The sequence below is a fragment of the Streptosporangium lutulentum genome (genome assembly GCF_030811455.1).
Lineage (GTDB): Bacteria > Actinomycetota > Actinomycetes > Streptosporangiales > Streptosporangiaceae > Streptosporangium > Streptosporangium lutulentum.
In genome coordinates this window covers 9,230,454-9,248,163 of the sequence record NZ_JAUSQU010000001.1, presented here as the reverse complement: position 1 = coordinate 9,248,163, position 17,710 = coordinate 9,230,454, and the positions used below count along the sequence as shown (strand labels likewise).

Genomic DNA, 17,710 nt, shown 5'->3' with positions numbered 1-17,710 from the left:
GAGTCCTGGGCGGCCCTCAGGGGCCGCCCAGGATCCGGGGAGAACGGTCAGTTCCAGCCGTTGCCGGGAGCGGTCTGCCAGGTGTGCCAGAGCGCGGAGTCGGCTCCCCTGACGAAGGCCTCAAGCCGCCCGTCCCGGTTGATGCCGACGATGGGACCTTCGGGCAGCAGCCCGCCGAGTGAGGCCCAACCGCTCCAGACGCTACCCGGGGCGACCTGCCAGATGTGGTAGAGGCTGCCGCTGGTGGAATCTCGCACAAAGACCTCCAGGCGACCGTCGGCGTTGGCGATGGCGGCGGGAGAGGTTATCGTCCCGCCGAGCGAGGCCCAGCCCGACCAGATACCGCCGGCCGACGTCTGCCAGATGTGGCGCAGATCCCCGCCGGCCCCGCGAGCGAAGAGCTCCAGCCGCCCGTCGGCGTTGATCGCCACGGTCGGGTCCTCGATCGCTCCGCCGAGCGAGGCCCAGCCCGACCAGATACCACCGGCCCAGGTCTGCCAGATGTGGCACAGGTCCCCGCCGGTCCCGCGAGCGAAGAGCTCCAGCCGCCCGTCCCGGTTACGGCCCACGGTGACGCGGCCCTGGATCGCCCCGCCGAGCGAGGTCCAGCCCGACCAGACACCGCCGGCCGACGTCTGCCAGATGTGATACAGCCTCGCGTCGTTCCCGCGGACGAACACCTCCAGCCGCCCGTCGGCGTTGATCTCCACGGCCGGGTCCTCGATCGTCCCGCCGAGCGAGGCCCAGCCCGACCAGACACCGCCGGCCGACGTCTGCCAGATGTGCCGCAGATCCCCGCCGGCCCCGCGAGCGAAGACCTCCAGCCGCCCGTCCCGGTTACGGCCCACGGCGATACGGCCCTGGATCGCCCCGCCGAGCGAGGTCCAGCCCGACCAGACACCACCCGGAGCGACCTGCCAGATGTGATACAGCCTCGCGTCGTTCCCGCGGACGAACACCTCCAGCCGCCCGTCCTGGTTACGGCCCACGGCGGGCTGGAAGACCGTACCGCCGAGCGAGGCCCACGGGAAGCGTCTGCCGTAGATCGACTGGATGCCGTAGACGTCGTCGTCGGTCAGCTCGCGACGCGGACCTTCGTGGGAGGCGTACATGACCGAGGACGGCACGGAGGAGTGGTCCAGCCCGAGGCCGTGCCCGAACTCGTGGAGAGCGACAGTGTGCAGGTCGATGCCACTGGGCGGCAGGTTGACCGACCAGGTCTCCGCGTCGTCGAAATGGCAGTCTCCCGCGATGGGGCCGCCGTTGGGCGGCGGGTAGAAGCAGTGCGCGAGGACATTGACCAAGCTGCCACCCGGGCCGTCGAACGCTTTGCCGTCCCCGTGCTCACCGGTGTACCAGCCGATCCTGATATCGCCTTCGGCCGCGATCTCCGTGAACGTCAGCGGAGTGACCGCCGCCCAGCGGGCGAAGGCGGCCTCGACGGCGGCGCGCTGGTCCGCCACGCTGAGGTCGGACGTGGTGTTGCTGAAGCTGTAGGTCACGTTTCTGGTGGGCCACCTGGTTCCCCAGACGACGAAGGGGTCCGCTTCTCCCTGGGCGAGAGTGGGGTCCCCTCCGGTGACGGGGTAGTCGGGGACGCCGCAGCGGGGCCGCTGGATCAGAGCGATGGTCTGATCGTCGACGATGCCGGTGGGTTCGAGGCCCTGCCGCTCCTGGAACGCGGTGACGGCCAGCTCCATCCGGTCGTCGTAGACCGAGGTGTCCTCGGGGGCGAACGGGACCGCGGGTCTGAACAGGGTGTTCCCGGCGCTGAGCGACTCGTTGGGGAAGTACCCGAAGCGCTTCAGATACTGGAACAGGAACTGGACCTCCGGGCCTTTGTCGCCCTTCTTCAGCGTGCTCTTCGGAAGCATTGATGATCACCTTTCGAGGTGGGGGAGTCCGTACACCTGGTCGGAGGGACCCACCTCGGATCTGATACATCCCGTCAGAGCGTTATCCAGCTGGTCGAGACGCTGGTCCCGTCGGCCGTACGGCAGTGCAGGTAGAACAGGCTCGCGGGGATCGGACGGATCGTGAAGCAACCCACCTCGTCCGTCGTGACCGTGATGTCCTGACCGGACAGGACCCGCACCGACACCTCGATCGACTGGTAGGGCACGAGTTGCCCCACCAGCGTCTCTTCCGTGACCTCGAGTTCAATCGTCAGCTCGGGCGCGACGAAGGTCAGCGCGCGCAGGGGCGCCGGTTCGGCCCGGGTGAGAGGCGCCGCCAGGTCGTCGTGCAGATCTGAGTCGAATATCAGCTCGGCGAGCTCGTCGTCGATGTTCCGCCACGCGAACGCCGCCTTGCCCACCTCGGCGAAGCCACGCGGGACGACATCGGAGGCGTGCAGCGCCGCGGCGAGCTCGGCCAGAAGTTCGTCGTCGGCCCATCGCTCAGGCATCTCCGTCACTCTCCACATAACCATTCAAATATGGGCTTCGGCGGAGCTTCGCCAGACATCTCGCGCGATTGGGTCCGATCCCGCCGACCGGCATACGCAGCCGCGCGCTTATCTCGGAGTACGGCGGCGGCCGGTCCTGCATGAGCAGGGAGAGCAGCTCCCGGCATGGGGAGGGAAGCTGGGCGAAGGCGGCGCGGAGCATGGCGAGACGCTCCGCTCTCTCCAGCTCCCGCTCGATCATCGCGGCCTCGTCCTCGCCCGTCGTCATGTCAACGCCGAAAGGCTTCTCCGCGCCCTCCTGCTTGCGTACTGCCCGCACGACGCGAAGACATTCCCGCTGAGTGGTCACCGCCAGCCAGCCGGCCAGCGCCGCGGAGTCGTTCAGTTTCCGCAGGTTCTCGACAAGGCGCAGCCACACCGTCTGGGCCACGTCGTCGGAGTCGGCGCGGCTCAGACGGTAGCGGCAGCAGATGGACCACAGAAGCGGGGCGTACCGCTCGACAATTTCGTCCCACGCGCCCTGGTCCCCCTTGCGGGCACGGGTGACCAGAGCGATGACGGTCGGGTCGTCTCGCATCGGAGCGCCTCCTCCCGCTGGACGCTAGTACTTATCCCTCTCGGGATCGAACGGCCTGATTCGAGACGTCGCCGGGCCGTCGAGGAGGCGGTGAACCGCCTCCTCGACGCTCGTCTCGCGGTTCTGTGCCTCGGCGGCCACCACCCCGGCGAAGTACGCGGCGGCGGCCGACGTGCCGTCCCACCGGGCGAACCCGCCGAAGAGCTCGACAACGCCCGTCGAGAAAAACACGCCCTTCGCGTCGCGGCCGACGAGACCGGCCCGCTCCAGGAAGAGACTCCCGTGCCGTCCGGGCGCCATGGCGGTGACCCAGGGCCCGGACTGCGAGTACGGCGTTCGCTCGCCGCTTTCGTCCAGTGCCCCGACCGCGATCACATCGGCAAGCGCACCGGGGAAGATCGCACTGCGTCTTGTCGGGCTCGGGAATCGGAGAGGGTCGTCGACGTTTCCCCAGTTTCCCGCGCTGGACACGTGCACGCACCCGAGCCTGGCCTCGGCCCTCCGCAGGACCATGGGCGGCTGGTTGTCCCAGGTGGTGCCGCCGAGTGCGGTCACCAGGATGTCCACCTCGTTCCGGAACTCGACCATCTTCGTGGCGAGCGTCCATGAGTCGACCTCGAAGTCGGTGAGGGCCTGCCGGACGATCAGATCGGCGTTCGGCGCCTGCTGGGCGAGGATTCCCGCCAGATGGACGGCGTGTCCCTGGGTCACGAGCGGATCCCCCTTCGGGGGGAGAAGCGCCGCGGTGTCGGCGAGGTATCGTCCGCTGAGCCGTGGATGGGCGAAGAGCGGGGTGTCCAGAAGACCGATCCGAACGCGCGGACCGTTCACGACCTCGCGGTCGGGGATGACGACGCTCTCGCCGGTCTTGAGTTTCTCGGGGTCGCCCTGGCCGCCTCCCGTGTACGGCGTGCCCTCGGCGTACAACCGGTTCTTCGCGAACTCCGGCTCCCACCCGTCGTACTCCTCCCCGAACCGCTCCCGCACATGGAACAGCAGGGTGTCCAGCTCGCTGGGAGGACCGCCCCGCCCATTGGCGGCGGCCTTCATCCGGGTGACGACCTGCTCTCTGTCGGGTATGCGCCACAGGCCGGGGTCGCCGAGCTCCAGCACCGCGAGGCCGAGCACGACGTTACTCACCGGCTTTTCGGGTGGGGTGACGCCGACCTCTTCCAGTTTCTGCCGGAGCAGTCGTTCGTGCCTGAGGTCGACCACGATCTGAGTGCCGAGATAGGCGCCTGTGGCGGCATCACCCTCGACACGGTCCTTTCGGATTTCGGCCATATGTCCGCTCCTTTTCTCTCCGGCGAGCTTGCTCTCTGTGTACGGAGGCGGGTGTCACCCGGTTGATACATCACAGGGGAAAAACCTTCCGACAAACTTCGGGAGTGAGCACGACGGCCGATCTCAGCTGGGAGATGCTGCGCCTGGCCGAGGCCGACCCGGGGCGGCTGGTGGTGCTGGCGTCCGAGGTGACCGAGCGGGCACGCGCGGAGGGCGATGTCGCTCTGGAGTCGATCGCGGAACGGGCCTGGGGCGTGGCCGCCGTGCATCTGCAGGACCTGGAAACCGCGACGCGGCACTTCCGGGCCGCCATCAGACTCGGCCGCCGAGCGGGATCGGCGGAGCTCGCCGCCGAGGCGCTGATCAGGCTGGCGTTCGTGACCAGCCTTCGCGGCAGACCGAAGCAGGCGCTGAACGAGATCGGCCGGGCCCTGCCCGATCTCCACGGTGTGGCCAGGGCCCGGGCCGAGGCCCAGCGTGCCGCGGTCTTCAACCATCTCGGCCGACTCGACGACGCACTCGCCTGCTACCGGACGGCGGTGCCCGTGCTGCGGCGGGCAGGTGATCATCTGTGGCTGCAGCGCGTGCTGTCCAACCGGGGCATCGTTCACGGCTACCGCCACGAGTTCGGCGCGGCGGAGTCCGACCTGCGTGAGGCGGAGAAACTGTGCCGGGCGCTGGGCCTGGACCTTTCGCTGGCCATCGTCCGGCTGAACCTGGGCTGGGTGAGCGCCCTGCGCGGCGACGTTCCGGCCGCACTGAACCGCCTTGACCTCGCCGAGGGGCGCTTTCGCGCGCTCGGGACCCACCAGCTCGGCTGGCTGCTCAGTGACCGCGCCGGGCTGCTGCTGTCGGTCGGTCTCGTGGCCGAGGCGCGGCAGGCCGCACAGGAGGCCGTCGAGGAGCTCCAGCACCGGCATCGGAAGATAGGCCTGCCGGAGGTACGGCTCCTGCTCGCCCGAGCCGCCCTGCTCCAGGGAGATCACGAGCACTCCCAGCGGGAGGCGCGGCGTGCCGTCAGTGAGTTCACCCGTCAGCACCGGCCGGAGTGGGCGGCACTGGCCCGGTTCGTCGTGCTGCGCTCGCGGATCACACACGGCGTGGAATCGCAGGCCGTGGTGGGAGCACTGGAACGTTCCGCGATCGCCCTGACGGCCGCCGGCTGGCCCGCCATGTCCATGGAGGCACGGCTGCTCGCCGCCCAGGCGGCGTTGGGACGCGGCTGGATCGACCGGGGCTGCCGTCAGCTTGAGCAGGCAGGTCTGGGACGGCTTCGCGGACCCGCTCTCTTACGAGCCCAGGCGTGGCATGCCGAAGCGCTCCTGCGCCTGACGCGCGGAAACCGCCGCGGAGCCTCGGTCGCGGTCCGCACGGGGCTGCGTGTGCTCGACGAGCACCGCGCCACCCTGGGCGCGACCGACCTGCGCGCCTACAGCGCCCAGTATCGCGTGGACCTCGCACGGCTCGGGCTGCGCATGGCGTTCCAGAGCGGCCGGCCGAGCCAGGTCTTCGACTGGGCCGAGCAGGGGCGGGCCATTCACCTGCTGATGAAGCCCGCCCGGCCTCCCGACGATCCGATGCTGGCCAAGGCCATGACCGAACTGCGGGCCACTGTGGGCGAGATCCACGAGATGCGCACGGCGGGACGCGACACCGCTCGGCTCGTCCAGCACCAGATCGCTCTTGAGCGAGAGATCCGCGACTACTGCCGCAAACTGCCTCCGGGGAGGTCGGCTGCCCCCGCGGGCCCGGTGTCGATCGGCGCGCTGGCCGAACCGCTCCGGAACAACGCTCTCATCGAGTTCGTGCAGTTGGACGAGGAGCTCCACGCCCTGGCCCTCGTCGACGGCCGTCTTTCCCTGCGGCCACTTGGACCGGTCGCTCCGGTGCGAGACCTGCTCGACCGGGTTCCCTTCGCACTCCGCCGCCTTGCCGCGCGGAGCACCACAGCGGGCAGGGCGGCCGCCGAGGCGATGCTGCGCCACGCCGCGGCGCGGCTGGACGCGATCCTGCTCGGCCCGCTCGCCCGCGTGATCGCCGACCGGCCCCTGGTCGTGATCCCGACCGGTTGCCTGCAGGCGCTTCCCTGGTCGATCCTGCCGTCGTGCGCCGGACGGGCCGTGACCGTCTCCCCGTCGGCGACGCTGTGGCACACGGCCTTCAACGTCCGTGACGCTGACGGGTATGTCCTCGCCGTCGCCGGACCGGGACTGCCGGGCGCTCGCGCCGAGGCCGAAGCGGTCGGAGGCATCCACTCCACTTCCCCTTTGGTCGGTCCGGAGGCCACCGCGGAGGCGGTGATCACCGCCCTGGACGGAGCCCGGCTGGCGCACCTGGCGGCGCACGGTCGCCTGCATGCCACCAATCCGCTCTTCTCATCGCTACGCCTGGCAGACGGCCCGCTCACCATCTATGACCTGGAGCGGCTTCACCGGGCACCGCGCATGGTCATCCTGGCCGCCTGTGACAGCGGCCGATCCGTGGTGCGCGCGGGAGACGAGTTGCTCGGGCTCAGCGCGACGTTCCTGGCACTCGGCGCCCGTACGATCATCGCGCCTGTCATGTCCGTCCCCGACACCGAGACCGCACCGGTCATGGTCGCCCTGCACCGGCTCCTCAGGGCGGGACACTCCGCGGCCGACGCGCTGGCCCGGACTCAGCGAGCCGGGGAGGACCTCGCCGCGGCCTCCGCCGGATTCGTCTGCATCGGCGCCGACATGACCCTGCCGCCCGTACGGCGGTGACCCCGCGCGCAACGTCGGCCGGGTCACCCGCGACCGTCCACCGGACGACCTGCTCGCTTTCGTCCGGATCTGCGCGCACTACTTCGCGCCCGGTTCGTGCAGATGCTCAGACGACCCAGGCCGGCACGAGCTTGTCGCCGTCGGGCACGGCGCACTCCGCCGAGACGCGGGTGCCGTCGGTCACGTAGGCGCGCATGCCCGCGGGGGCGACGACGATGGCGGTGAGGCCGGTCGCCGGGGCCGAGCTCAGGCGGCGCGGCACGTCGGCCGGGATGACGAGCGTGTCACCCGGCTCGACGGTGAGGGTCTCGCCGCCGAGTTCGACGGTCGCGCCGCCGTCCAGCACGGTCCACACCTGCTCGGTGTCTATGGCGTGCGGCGGGCCCGCCTGGCCGGGGCCCATGTCGACGCGCCAGACGACCTGGCCGCCGCCGCCCTGGGACGGGGAGGCGAGCGTGGTCATGACGGCGTTGGGCGTCTCGGTCCGGCGGCTTTCGGCATGGCGGATTACAGGCATCGGTGATCCTTAAAATAGACAATGCGGTTGTCTAAATAGTGAACCAGATTGTCTATCGTGTCAACCGGCTCCGGCGCGGGCGGGCCACGGCCACTCGGCCCCGGCGCGGAGCGGAACGGCCGCGGCGACAAGCCCCTCCATCGCAGGCCGCGAAAGGCCGTGCGAGGGCCCGGCGGGCGGTGCCCGCCGGACCCTCGGAGTGCTTAGCGGCAGGTGACCAGGAGGAAGGAGATGACAGTGCAGGTGGCGCCGTCGTGATCGTTGGCCGGGTTGGGGTCGGCGGGAGCGCTGGTGGTGCGGGCGCCGGTGACCTTGACCTTGCCCAGTGACAGCAGGCGCAGGGGGACGCGGAAGGTTTTGCCGACGCTGGCGCCGCCGGCGATCGCCCCGTAGGTGCAGGTGACGGTGCCGGGGGTGGTGACGCATCCGGCGGCCAGGTTGGTGGCCTTCTTGCCGGGGGGCAGGGTCGCGGTGAGGGTGGCGGAGGTGACCGCGCCGGGTCCGGTGTTGCGGGCGGTCAGGGTGTAGGTGAGGTAGGGCACCAAAAGGCCCAGGCGAGGTTGGGCGCCGAGGTTGACGTCGATGTCGGCGGAGGTCGCGGTGCCCACCTCGACGAACACCACGGCGAAGGGCCACAGGCCCAGGCCGGTCATCGTCTCGGTGACGGTGTTGGTGGCGGTGTCGATCACCGACACCGTGTCGAGGTTGCTGTTGGTGACATAGGCGCGGGTGCCGTCCGGGGTCACTCCGACCCCGCCCGGGCGGTTGACGGCGATGGTGGCGGTGACGGTGTTGGTCGCGGTGTCGATCACCGACACCGAGCCGGAGCCGGTGTTGGTGACGTAGAGCCGGGTGCCGTCCGGGGATATCGTCGCGCCGCGCGGGTTGACGCCGACGGCGATGGTGGCGGTGACGGCGTTGGTCGCGGTGTCGACCACCGACACCGAGCCGGAGCCGACGTTGGCGTTGGCGACGTAGACCCGGGTGCCGTCCAGGGACACCGCCGCGCCGGCGGGGTGTCCGCCGACGGCGATGGTGGCGGTGACGGTGTTGGTCGCGGTGTCGATCACCGACACCGAGTCGGAGTCGTAGTTGGTGATGTAGGCGAAGGTCTGGGCGGCCGCGTGCGCGGGCAGGGCCGTCAGGCCGGTCAACGCCACAGCGGTGAGCAGAGTGCACAGGGCTGCCAACGTGCGCCGCCAGGACGGCGTGACGAAGCGGATGGTCGAATGCATGGGTTCCCCTGGTCGGGACGGAGTCGGATCATCGCGCGAGACGGCGCCCTCACACGCCCGGGGATGCCCCGTCCACCCCACCCGCACTGGAAACGGCCCGCGACAGGCGGCAGGGTTGCCCGCCGTACTCGCCGTGGCCGTTGATGCGCAACCGAACACAGGCGGTGGCCGGGAGGGCCTCGTGCCCTGCGCCGGGCGTGCACTCGCCCGTCGGCGGCCCGCCCTGAACGGCCACCGCACAACCACCGCCCGAGCGCCGCCGGAGCCCGGCCGGCCGCAGGGTCGCGGCGGTGTCGGCCGCCCGCCGCAGCTCGCGCCATGTAGCCAGCCGATCTCAAGACGTGAGTGAGATCTTGATTTGACCATGCCCGTATCAATCGGGCAATCCTCACCGGGGCCGACCGTGGGCGGCCTCTGTCGCCCAGGTGGGAAGGCAGACCGCCCGGGCACAGCGCGTCCACGCTGGTCGCGGCGACCGCCTGCGGATTCCGCACTCGGCAGGCCGGGGCGACCGCGGACAAACTGTCCACAATCGGCCACGTACGGCCACGCCGTGTCCATCCGTGAACCGACGACGAGCCGGTCGGCGCCCTACCGCCGCCCCCGATACTCCCCGGCTCCGGGGTTGAGGAACAGCGGCACGGCCGTTGACGGTACGCGCGGGAGGTGTGCCTGGAGTTCGACCGGCAGAACCCGGCCGACCGGGTTCACTCCGGTCAGGCCGGGATCAGCTCCTCCGCGACGAGGTCGGCCCACAGGGCCTCGGGGACGGAATCGGCCACCAGGGCCGCGTTGCGGATGACCTCTCCTGCGGAGCGGGCGCCGACGACGACCGAGGCGACCACCGGATGGCGCAGAGGGAAGGCCAGTGCCGCCTGCGGCAGGGTGACCTCGTGCCGCTCGCAGACGGAGGCGATGCGGCGGGCTCGGGCGAGGAGGGGTTCGGAGGCGGGGGCGTAGTCGTAGGTGCCGGACGGTTCGTGGGTGGCGAGCAGGCCGCTGTTGAAGACCCCCGCCGCGAGCACCGAGACGCCGCGCTCCTCGCAGAGCGGCAGCAACTCCCCGGCCCCCGACTGGTCGAGCAGGGTGTAGCGCCCGGCGAGCATGACCACGTCCACCTCCGTCTCGCGGACGAAGGAGGCGAGCATCCCGGCCTGGTTCATGCCGACCCCGACGGCCTTGACGACGCCCTGGTCGCGCAGCTCCGCCAGCGCCGGATACGCCTCGGAGACGGCCTGCTCCCAGTGGTCGTCCGGGTCGTGGATGAGGACGACGTCGACCGTGTCGAGGCCGAGCCGTTCCAGGCTCTCCTCCAGCGACCGCCGCACCCCGTCGCGCGAGAAGTCCCACACCCGGCGGACGTCGGCGGGGACGTCGAAGCCCTGGTCGTCCCTGCCTCCGTCCGAGGAGGGGACGAGCAGGCGGCCGACCTTCGTGGACAGGGTGTAGGAGTCACGGGGCCTTTCCGCCAGGGCGGCGCCGAGGCGCCGCTCCGACAGGCCGAGTCCGTAGTGGGGCGCGGTGTCGAAGAGACGGAATCCGGCTTCGTAGGCGGCGTCCACCGCCGCCCGCGCCGTGTCGTCGTCCACCGCCGAGAACAGGTTCCCGATCGGGGCCGCGCCGAATCCGTATCTGCTGACCTGCACCGCTCGCTCCGTTCTGTACGGTTTGCTGTCCTGTCCGGCCTCACGTCTCTCGTGCGGCCCGAGGTCTCCCAACGGCTTCACGTCCGTACGGCCGCACGTCCGGCTTCAGGTTCCTCGTGCGGCCGGGGTCTCCACCCGACTTCACGTCTCCGTGCGGGCACACGCCGATGCGGCTCGCACCCCATCGGGGATGAGCCGCATCGCCGGGGCGAGCCGTACCGTGTCAATCTTGGGCCTTGCCGCCCGCCAGACGACTGATCATCAGGGCGACCAGGATGATGGCGCCGTAGACGAGTTGCTTCCACTCTCCGGGAACGCCTTTCAGCGTCAGGATGTTCTCGACGAGGCCGATCACCAGGACACCGGTGAGGGCACCGAGGATCGTGCCCTTGCCTCCGTCCATGCTGACTCCGCCGATGACGGCGGCGGCGAAGGCCATGAAGATCCAGCCGACGCCCTGGTTGGCGCTGATGCCGCCCAGGCGGCCGGTCTCCAGCACTCCGGCGAGCGCGGCGATCACTCCGCCGATGATGAAGACGACCCACAGGACCCGCTCGACCCGGATGCCGGCCGCGCGGGCGGCGTCGGCGTTGCCGCCGATGGCGTAGAGCGAGCGGCCGACCCGGAAGTAGCCGAGCGCGACGATGGCGGCGGCGAAGAGCGCGCCGGTGATCCAGATGGCCGCCGGGAGGCCCAGCCAGGTGGCGCTGCCGAGGTAGAGGAACGACTCGGGCAGCTCGAACAGGCTCTTGCCCTGGGTGAGGCCGAGCTGGAGTCCGTGCACGACGATCATCATGGCCAGCGTGACGATGAAGGCCGACAGCTGGAATCGCATGATCAGGAAGCCGTTGAAGGCGCCGACCAGACCGCCCACCAGCAGGCAGAGCGGGATCGCCAGGATCCCGGGCAGTTCGAGGCCGAACCCGCCGGCCGCCACGGGGATGACCAGCATCACGCCCACGGCGGGCGCCATGCCTACCGTGGACTCCAGCGACAGGTCGAACTTGCCGGCGATGAGGATCAGCGCCTCGGCGAGCACCACCAGGGCCAGGGCCGACTGCTGCTGGAGCACGTTGGTCAGGTTGCCCGTGGTGAGGAAGACCGGGTCCACGAACGAACCGGCGATCAGCAGGACGACGATCACCGGGACCAGGGTGAGGTCCCGGAAGCGCCCGAGCTGGATGCGCCTGCCCGGCAGGGTGGCCACCGCGGGAGGGGTCGGCGGGGTCTTTGTAGCGGTCATCAGTGGTGGATACCTTCCATCGCCGTCACCAGTTCGGTGTCGGTCCAGCCGCGTGGCACGTCCTTCACGATCTTTCCGTGGAACATCACCAGGACCCGGTCGCAGATACGCAGGTCGTCGAGTTCGTCGGAGACCAGTACGGCTCCGGCCCCCTGGTCGGCCGCGTCCTCCACGGCGCCGAGGAGTGAGTGCTTGGCCTTCACGTCCACCCCGGCGGTCGGGTTGATGACCACCAGTGCCCGGGGGTCGTCCGCCAGCGCCCTGGCGAACACGACCTTCTGGGCGTTGCCGCCGGACAGGTCCGCCACCGGCTGGTCGGGGCCCGTCGTCTTGATGTCCAGCCGTTCGATCATCTGGGCGCCGCGCTCACGGCGGCGGGCCGGGGAGATCGTGCCGAACCGGCCGAGCTTGCGCGCGATCGGGATGGTCGAGTTCTCCGCGATCGACAGCAGCGGGACGAACCCCTCGTGGTGCCTGTCCTGGGGGACGAAGCCGAGGCCCGCGGCGAGCACGGACGGCACGTCCCCCGGCTTGACCACGGTGCCGTTGACCGTCACCGTGCCGGTGTCGGCCTTGCGGAGGCCGACCAGGGTCTCCGCCAGGCCGACCTTCCCGCTGCTCCCGGATCCGGCCAGGCCGACGATCTCACCGGCCCGGACGGTCAGGTCCACGTCCTCGTAACGGCCGCCGAGTCCGAGCCCCTTGGCGGCGATCACGACGGGGGCCGAGTCGTCGACCGTACGGGAGCGGTACTCGTAGGCGGCGGTGGCCTCACCGGTCATCGCGTCGACGAGCTCGCCGTGCGGAAGGTCGTCCACCGAGGCGGTGAGGATGTGCCGGGCGTCACGGAAGACCGAGACGCTCTGGCAGACCTCGTACACCTCCTCAAGATGGTGTGAGATGAACATCATCGTCACACCCTGTTCCTTGAGGGCGCGCATCCGGTCGAAGAGCCGCTGGATGGCCGGGCCGTCGAGCTGGGCGGTGGGCTCGTCCAGGATGATGAACCGGGCGCCGAACGACAGCGCCCTGGCGATCTCCAGGAGCTGGCGCTGCTCGACGTCGAGGTCGCCGGCGAGGACGTTGGCGTCCACCTCCACGCCGTACTGCTCCAGGAGTTGCCTGGCCCGCGTGCGCATGGCCCGCCAGTTGATCGCGCCCCGGTCCGTCTGGCGGTTGAGGAAGAGGTTCTCCGCGACGGTGAGCGAGGGGATGATCGTCGATTTCTGGTAGACGCACGCGACGCGCTGCCGCCAGGCGTCCCGGTCGGCCAGCGGCGGCGCGGGCTGCCCGCCGAAGCGGACCTCGCCCTCGTCGGGGCGCTGGAGCCCGGTCAGGATCGACACCAGCGTGGACTTGCCCGCGCCGTTCCTGCCGACCAGCGCGTGCGTCTCGCCCTCGGTGATGGCGATCCCGGCCCCGTTGAGAGCGGTGGTCGGGCCGAAGCGCTTGGTGATGCCAAGCGCTTCGACCGCTTTAACAGGAGATGTCATCACTTAACCTGGTTGCCCCAGAGTGCCGGGTCGTCCACGTTCTCCTTGGTGACCAGCGGGGCGGGAAGCTGGTCCTCAAGACCGTTCGGCAGCTGGATGATCGTGCTGTCGTGGTCCGTCGGGCCGGGCTGGAAGGTCTTGCCCTCAAGCGCGGCCTTGGCGTAGAAGAGCGCGTACTTGGCGTACAGGTCGGCCGGCTGGGAGACCGTGGCGTCGATCTCACCCTTGCGGATGGCGTCGAACTCCTGGGGGATGCCGTCGTTGGAGACCACGAAGACGTGCTTGGGGTCCTCCGGCGGCACGATCAGGTTCTTGGCCTTGAGCACCTGCAGGGTCGGAGCCAGGTGGACACCGCCGGCGTGCATGTAGATGCCCTTGATGTCCGGGTGCTGCTGGAGGCGGGTCTGCAGCATCGAGGCGGCCTTGGTGCCGTCCCACTCGGTGGGCTCGTCGAAGACGGTGATTCCGGGGAACTTCTCCTTCATGCATCCGCTGAAGGCCTCGGCGCGGTCGCGGCCGTTGATCGAGGAGAGCGCGCCCATGAGCTGGACGACCTTGCCCTTGCCGCCCAGCTTCTCGCCGAGGAACTCGCACGCCTTGGTGCCGTAGGCCTTGTTGTCGGCCCGCACGACCATGTAGACGTTGCCCTTGTCGGGCCGGGTGTCCACCGTGACGACCGGGATCTTCTTGCCCTCCAGCGTCTGCAGCGTGGAGGCGATCGCGCCGGTGTCCTGCGGAGCCATGACGATCGCCTTGGCACCCTGGCCGATCAGCGCCTGGGTGTTGGCGACCAGCTTGGCCACGTCGTTCTGGGAGTTGGTCGGCGGCATCAGGTCGACGCCGAGCTCGCTCGCCATCTGCGGGACGTACTTGTTGTAGGAGTTCCAGAAGTCGGAGTCGGCACGCGGGAAGTCGATCCCGACCTTGCCGCCCGCCGCCGCGGCGCCGGTGCTGGACTGAGCACCGGTGGTGGCCGCGGTGTCAGCGGGCTCCGACGAACCGCACGCCGAAAGGGTGAAAGTGATCGCGAGCAGTGCCGCGCCCGTCGCCGTAGTTCCGAGTTTCATACCGTTGCCTCGATTCGAAACCATATGGGGGGTGAATTATCTCTGGACTGATATCTCATTCGACGAGGTGTCTCTCCCGTGATCCTCACGGCCCTATCGTCACAACCTCGTGATCCACGCGGCTTCCCGTCGTGATCCTCGTGATCCACACGGCGTCTCGTCGCGATCCTCACTGCTTGGGCCGGAGCCTGAGCCCCTGCATCCCCCCGTCCACGGCCAGGACCGTGCCGGTGGTGGATGCCGCGAGCGGGCTCGCGAGATAGGCGATCGCGGCCGCGACCTCCTCCGCGCTCACCAGGCGGCCCATCGGCTGGCGCCCCTCCAGAGCCCCGCGCTCGGCCACCGGATCCTGCGCCGCGTCGAGCAGGCGCTGCACCCATGGGGTGTCCGCGGTGCCCGGGTTGACGCAGTTGACCCTGATGCCGTCGTGGACGTGGTCGGCGGCCATCGCCAGGGTGAGCGACTGGATCGCCCCCTTGGACGCGCTGTAGAGCGCCCGCTGGGGCAGTCCGGCCGTGGCGGCGATCGAGCAGGTGTTGACGATCGCCGCGTTCGCCGAGAGTCGCAGGTGGGGAAGGGCCGCCCGGGTGACCCGGACGGTGCCGAGGACGTTGACGTCCAGGACCTTGAACCACTCCTCGTAGGGGTTGTCCTCGACCGTCCCCGCGGCGCCGATCCCCGCGTTGTTGACCAGGATGTCCAGGCCGCCCAGCCGGTCGACGGCCTGGGCGACCGCCGAACGGACCCCCTCCTCGTCGGTGACGTCGGCCTTGACCTCCACGAACGGCCCGCCGGACGCGTTGACGTCCAGGGAGGCTACCGCCGCCCCCCGCTCGGCGAGCAAGGTGGCCGTGGCCAGGCCTATGCCTGAGCCACCACCGGTGACCAGGGCTCGCAGGCCGTCGAACTCACCCATTGAGGGACCTCCAGACCGGACCGTCGGGGTAGGTGTGGTCGGTGATGGACGCGGCGTGCATGGCCGCGCTGAAGCCGGGCAGGCTCGGTGCGACGTAGGCACCGTCCTTGATCACCACGGGATCGACGAAGTGCTCGTGGAGGTGGTCGACGTACTCGATCACCTTGTTCTCCATCGAGCCGGTGACCGCGACGTAGTCGAACATCGACAGGTGCTGCACCAGCTCGCACAGGCCGACCCCGCCCGCGTGCGGGCAGACCGGGACGCCGAACTTGGCGGCCAGCAGCAGGATCGCGATGTTCTCGTTCACCCCGGCGACGCGGGCCGCGTCGATCTGGAGGTAGGAGATCGCGTCGGCCTGCAGGAGCTGCTTGAAGACCACGCGGTTCTGGACGTGCTCACCGGTGGCGACCGGGATGGGCGCGATGCCGCGGGCGATGGCGGCGTGGCCGAGCACGTCGTCGGGGCTGGTCGGCTCCTCGACCCAGTGCGGCCGGAACTCCGCCAGGGCGTTCACCCAGGCGATGGCGGAGTCGACGTCCCAGCGCTGGTTGGCGTCGATCGCGATGGGGAAGTCCTCGCCGCAGGTGTCGCGGGCGATGCGCATCCGCCGCCGGTCGTCCTCCAGGTCGGCGCCGACCTTCAGCTTGATCTGGGTGAAGCCCTCGGCCATCGCCTCCTTGCACAGGCGGCGCAGCTTGTCGTCGCCGTAGCCGAGCCAGCCGGGCGAGGTGGTGTACGCCGGGTAGCCCCGCTCCCGCAGGGTCGCGATCCGCTCCCTCTTGCCGGGCTCGGCGGCGCGCAGGATGTCGAGTGCCTGCTCCGGGGTGAGCGCGTCGGTGAGGTAGCGGAAGTCGACCAGCGCGACGAGCTCCTCGGGCGACATCTCGGCGAGCAGCAGCCAGAGCGGCTTGCCCGCCCGCTTGGCCTTCAGGTCCCAGAGCGCGTTGACCACGGCGGAGATCGCCATGTGCATGACGCCCTTCTCCGGGCCGAGCCAGCGCAGCTGGGAGTCGTGGACCATGTCCTTCCAGAGCGCGCCCATGTCCTCGGCGTCCTTGCCGAGCACGTACGGTTCCAGCGCCCTGATCGCGGCGGTCTGCACCTCGTTGCCGCGGCCGATGGTGAAGGCGAAGCCGTGGCCCTCGAACCCGTCGTCGGTCTTCAGCACCAGGTAGGCGGCCGAGTAGTCGGGATCGGGGTTCATCGCGTCGGAGCCGTCCAGCTCCAGCGAGGTGGGGAAGCGGATGTCGTAGGTCTCCAGCGAGGTGACGCGGTAGGCGTCCGGCACCGCGGCGCCGGACGGCCCGTTTCGCTCACTCATGCCTGTCCCACCGTCTGCCGCTGGCGCCCCAGGCCGTCGATCTCCAGCTCCATGACCTGGCCCGCGCGCAGGTACGGCGTGTCCGGCAGGCCGAGCGCGACGCCGGCGGGGGTGCCGGTGTTGATGATGTCGCCGGGCTCCAGGACCATGAACCGGCTGAGGTAGCGGACGACCTCGGCCACGTGGAAGATCATGTTCTTGGTGTTCCCGTTCTGGTACGGCACGCCGTCCACCCAGAGCCGGAGACCGAGGTCCTGCGGGTCGGCGATCTCGTCGGCGGTGACCAGCCAGGGGCCGAGCGGGTTGAAGGTCTCGCAGGACTTGCCCTTGTCCCACTGGCCGCCGCGCTCCAGCTGGAACTCACGCTCGGAGACGTCGTTGGAGATCGCGTAACCCGCGACCGCCGCCAGGGCCTCCTCGTGGCTCTCCGCGTAGCGGACGGTCCGGCCGATGACGACGGCCAGTTCGACCTCCCAGTCGGTCTTCACGCTGTCCCTCGGGATCAGCACCTCGTCGTGGGGTCCGACGATCGTGTTGGGGGCCTTCATGAAGATGATCGGTTCCGCCGGGATCTGGGCGTTCGTCTCCTCCGCGTGATCGCGGTAGTTGAGCCCGATGCATACGATCTTCCCTGGCCGGGCGATGGGCGCACCGATCCGCAGTCCCTCGGTGTCCAGCACGGGAAGCTCGTCCCGCTCCAACGCCTCGCGGACGCGCGCCACTCCCCCGGAAGCGAAGAAAGCCCCGTCGATCTCGGCTTCCGAGATTTCGCGGAGATTGCCGGCGCCGTCCAGGACCGCCGGTCGCTCCTGGCCGACGGGTCCTACTCGCAGCAGCTTCACACCGCACCCTTCATTCATACATCGGATGTCTTGTCTCGAGATGCTGAATGACGCCGAACCCTCGTGTCAACCCCTCATGGACCGATACATCCGATCCGTTATAGACAAGAAACCGCAGATGGCAGCCATATAACGGTACATCACCGGATCTTCAGCCATCAGTCATCGGATTGCATCACCCGAACGGCAAACAAGATCATCCTTGCGATCCCCGGCACCGGCGGCCATCCCAATGATCAGGAAGCCATAAACATCGGAGGATGAGCCTTGTTACGTCCAGGTTTCGGTGCTATCTCCTTGAACACATCAGCCCTGCGATCGGAGGAATCTGTTGTTCCACCCCCCGAGAAGACGACTTGCCATCGCCCTCTTAGCTCTCCTCACCCTCACCACCAGCCTCTACGGTCAGAACCTG

14 protein-coding genes are annotated in these 17,710 nt (G+C 69.6%); 1 reads left to right on the top strand and 13 read right to left on the bottom strand.

The window, feature by feature from the left end:
* Positions 1-47: 47 nt before the first annotated feature.
* The 4 genes from J2853_RS41720 to J2853_RS41705 form a co-directional block, all read right to left on the bottom strand.
* Entirely contained in the window at positions 48-1,874 is a 1,827-nt protein-coding gene (locus tag J2853_RS41720) for a DUF8189 domain-containing protein (RefSeq protein WP_307567056.1), read from the bottom strand.
* Positions 1,875-1,948: 74 nt separating this feature from the next.
* Positions 1,949-2,407: a hypothetical protein gene (locus J2853_RS41715; RefSeq protein ID WP_307567054.1), complete on the bottom strand. Its 459-nt coding sequence runs from the start codon at positions 2,405-2,407 to the stop codon at positions 1,949-1,951.
* A complete protein-coding gene (locus tag J2853_RS41710) occupies positions 2,400-2,984 on the bottom strand; it encodes an RNA polymerase sigma factor (protein WP_307567053.1) in 585 nt (194 codons plus the stop codon). Before J2853_RS41710 ends, J2853_RS41715 begins: the two co-directional genes overlap by 8 nt.
* A 24-nt stretch (positions 2,985-3,008) precedes the next feature.
* Positions 3,009-4,268: a S8/S53 family peptidase gene (locus J2853_RS41705; protein ID WP_307567051.1), complete on the bottom strand. Its 1,260-nt coding sequence runs from the start codon at positions 4,266-4,268 to the stop codon at positions 3,009-3,011.
* Between the two features lie 104 nt (positions 4,269-4,372).
* Between J2853_RS41705 and J2853_RS41700 the strand changes: the two genes are divergently transcribed.
* Entirely contained in the window at positions 4,373-7,012 is a 2,640-nt protein-coding gene (locus tag J2853_RS41700; protein ID WP_307567046.1) for a CHAT domain-containing protein, read from the top strand.
* A gap of 106 nt (positions 7,013-7,118) precedes the next feature.
* Here the strand turns inward: J2853_RS41700 and J2853_RS41695 are convergent, their stop codons facing one another.
* From J2853_RS41695 to J2853_RS41655, 9 genes are all read right to left on the bottom strand, one after another.
* A complete protein-coding gene (locus tag J2853_RS41695) occupies positions 7,119-7,529 on the bottom strand; it encodes a cupin domain-containing protein (protein WP_307567045.1) in 411 nt (136 codons plus the stop codon).
* A 203-nt stretch (positions 7,530-7,732) separates the two neighbouring features.
* Positions 7,733-8,764 carry a choice-of-anchor I domain-containing protein gene (locus J2853_RS41690; RefSeq protein ID WP_307567043.1) on the bottom strand — a complete coding sequence of 344 codons (1,032 nt, stop codon included), beginning with the start codon at positions 8,762-8,764 and terminating at the stop codon, positions 7,733-7,735.
* A 716-nt stretch (positions 8,765-9,480) separates the two neighbouring features.
* On the bottom strand, positions 9,481-10,410 hold the full coding sequence (locus J2853_RS41685) for an aldo/keto reductase (protein WP_307567041.1): 930 nt from the start codon (positions 10,408-10,410) through the stop codon (positions 9,481-9,483).
* A gap of 223 nt (positions 10,411-10,633) precedes the next feature.
* Positions 10,634-11,653 carry an ABC transporter permease gene (locus J2853_RS41680; protein ID WP_307567039.1) on the bottom strand — a complete coding sequence of 340 codons (1,020 nt, stop codon included), beginning with the start codon at positions 11,651-11,653 and terminating at the stop codon, positions 10,634-10,636.
* On the bottom strand, positions 11,653-13,146 hold the full coding sequence (locus tag J2853_RS41675; RefSeq protein ID WP_307567037.1) for a sugar ABC transporter ATP-binding protein: 1,494 nt from the start codon (positions 13,144-13,146) through the stop codon (positions 11,653-11,655). The genes J2853_RS41680 and J2853_RS41675 overlap by 1 nt, the downstream gene beginning before the upstream one ends.
* Positions 13,146-14,213 (bottom strand): sugar ABC transporter substrate-binding protein, encoded by a 1,068-nt coding sequence (locus tag J2853_RS41670; protein WP_307567035.1) that lies wholly within the window; start codon positions 14,211-14,213, stop codon positions 13,146-13,148. Before J2853_RS41670 ends, J2853_RS41675 begins: the two co-directional genes overlap by 1 nt.
* 169 nt (positions 14,214-14,382) lie before the next feature.
* A complete protein-coding gene (locus J2853_RS41665; RefSeq protein ID WP_307567033.1) occupies positions 14,383-15,129 on the bottom strand; it encodes an SDR family NAD(P)-dependent oxidoreductase in 747 nt (248 codons plus the stop codon).
* Complete coding sequence (locus tag J2853_RS41660) at positions 15,122-16,453, bottom strand: L-fuconate dehydratase (protein WP_307567031.1); 1,332 nt, start codon at positions 16,451-16,453, stop codon at positions 15,122-15,124. The genes J2853_RS41665 and J2853_RS41660 overlap by 8 nt, the downstream gene beginning before the upstream one ends.
* The gene (locus J2853_RS41655) at positions 16,450-17,295 is read right to left on the bottom strand and encodes a fumarylacetoacetate hydrolase family protein (RefSeq protein ID WP_307567030.1); all 846 of its coding nucleotides are present in this window, start codon (positions 17,293-17,295) and stop codon (positions 16,450-16,452) included. The genes J2853_RS41660 and J2853_RS41655 overlap by 4 nt, the downstream gene beginning before the upstream one ends.
* Positions 17,296-17,710: the final 415 nt, after the last annotated feature.

What these genes read in the sequence shown, in the direction of transcription:
- J2853_RS41720 (WP_307567056.1), bottom strand. Translation starts at nt 1,874, where the DNA reads ATGCTTCCGAAGAGCACGCTGAAGAAGGGCGACAAAGGCCCGGAGGTC.
- J2853_RS41715 (WP_307567054.1), bottom strand. Translation starts at nt 2,407, where the DNA reads ATGCCTGAGCGATGGGCCGACGACGAACTTCTGGCCGAGCTCGCCGCG.
- J2853_RS41710 (WP_307567053.1), bottom strand. Translation starts at nt 2,984, where the DNA reads ATGCGAGACGACCCGACCGTCATCGCTCTGGTCACCCGTGCCCGCAAG.
- J2853_RS41705 (WP_307567051.1), bottom strand. Translation starts at nt 4,268, where the DNA reads ATGGCCGAAATCCGAAAGGACCGTGTCGAGGGTGATGCCGCCACAGGC.
- J2853_RS41695 (WP_307567045.1), bottom strand. Translation starts at nt 7,529, where the DNA reads ATGCCTGTAATCCGCCATGCCGAAAGCCGCCGGACCGAGACGCCCAAC.
- J2853_RS41690 (WP_307567043.1), bottom strand. Translation starts at nt 8,764, where the DNA reads ATGCATTCGACCATCCGCTTCGTCACGCCGTCCTGGCGGCGCACGTTG.
- J2853_RS41680 (WP_307567039.1), bottom strand. Translation starts at nt 11,653, where the DNA reads ATGACCGCTACAAAGACCCCGCCGACCCCTCCCGCGGTGGCCACCCTG.
- J2853_RS41675 (WP_307567037.1), bottom strand. Translation starts at nt 13,146, where the DNA reads ATGACATCTCCTGTTAAAGCGGTCGAAGCGCTTGGCATCACCAAGCGC.
- J2853_RS41670 (WP_307567035.1), bottom strand. Translation starts at nt 14,213, where the DNA reads ATGAAACTCGGAACTACGGCGACGGGCGCGGCACTGCTCGCGATCACT.
- J2853_RS41665 (WP_307567033.1), bottom strand. Translation starts at nt 15,129, where the DNA reads ATGGGTGAGTTCGACGGCCTGCGAGCCCTGGTCACCGGTGGTGGCTCA.
- J2853_RS41660 (WP_307567031.1), bottom strand. Translation starts at nt 16,453, where the DNA reads ATGAGTGAGCGAAACGGGCCGTCCGGCGCCGCGGTGCCGGACGCCTAC.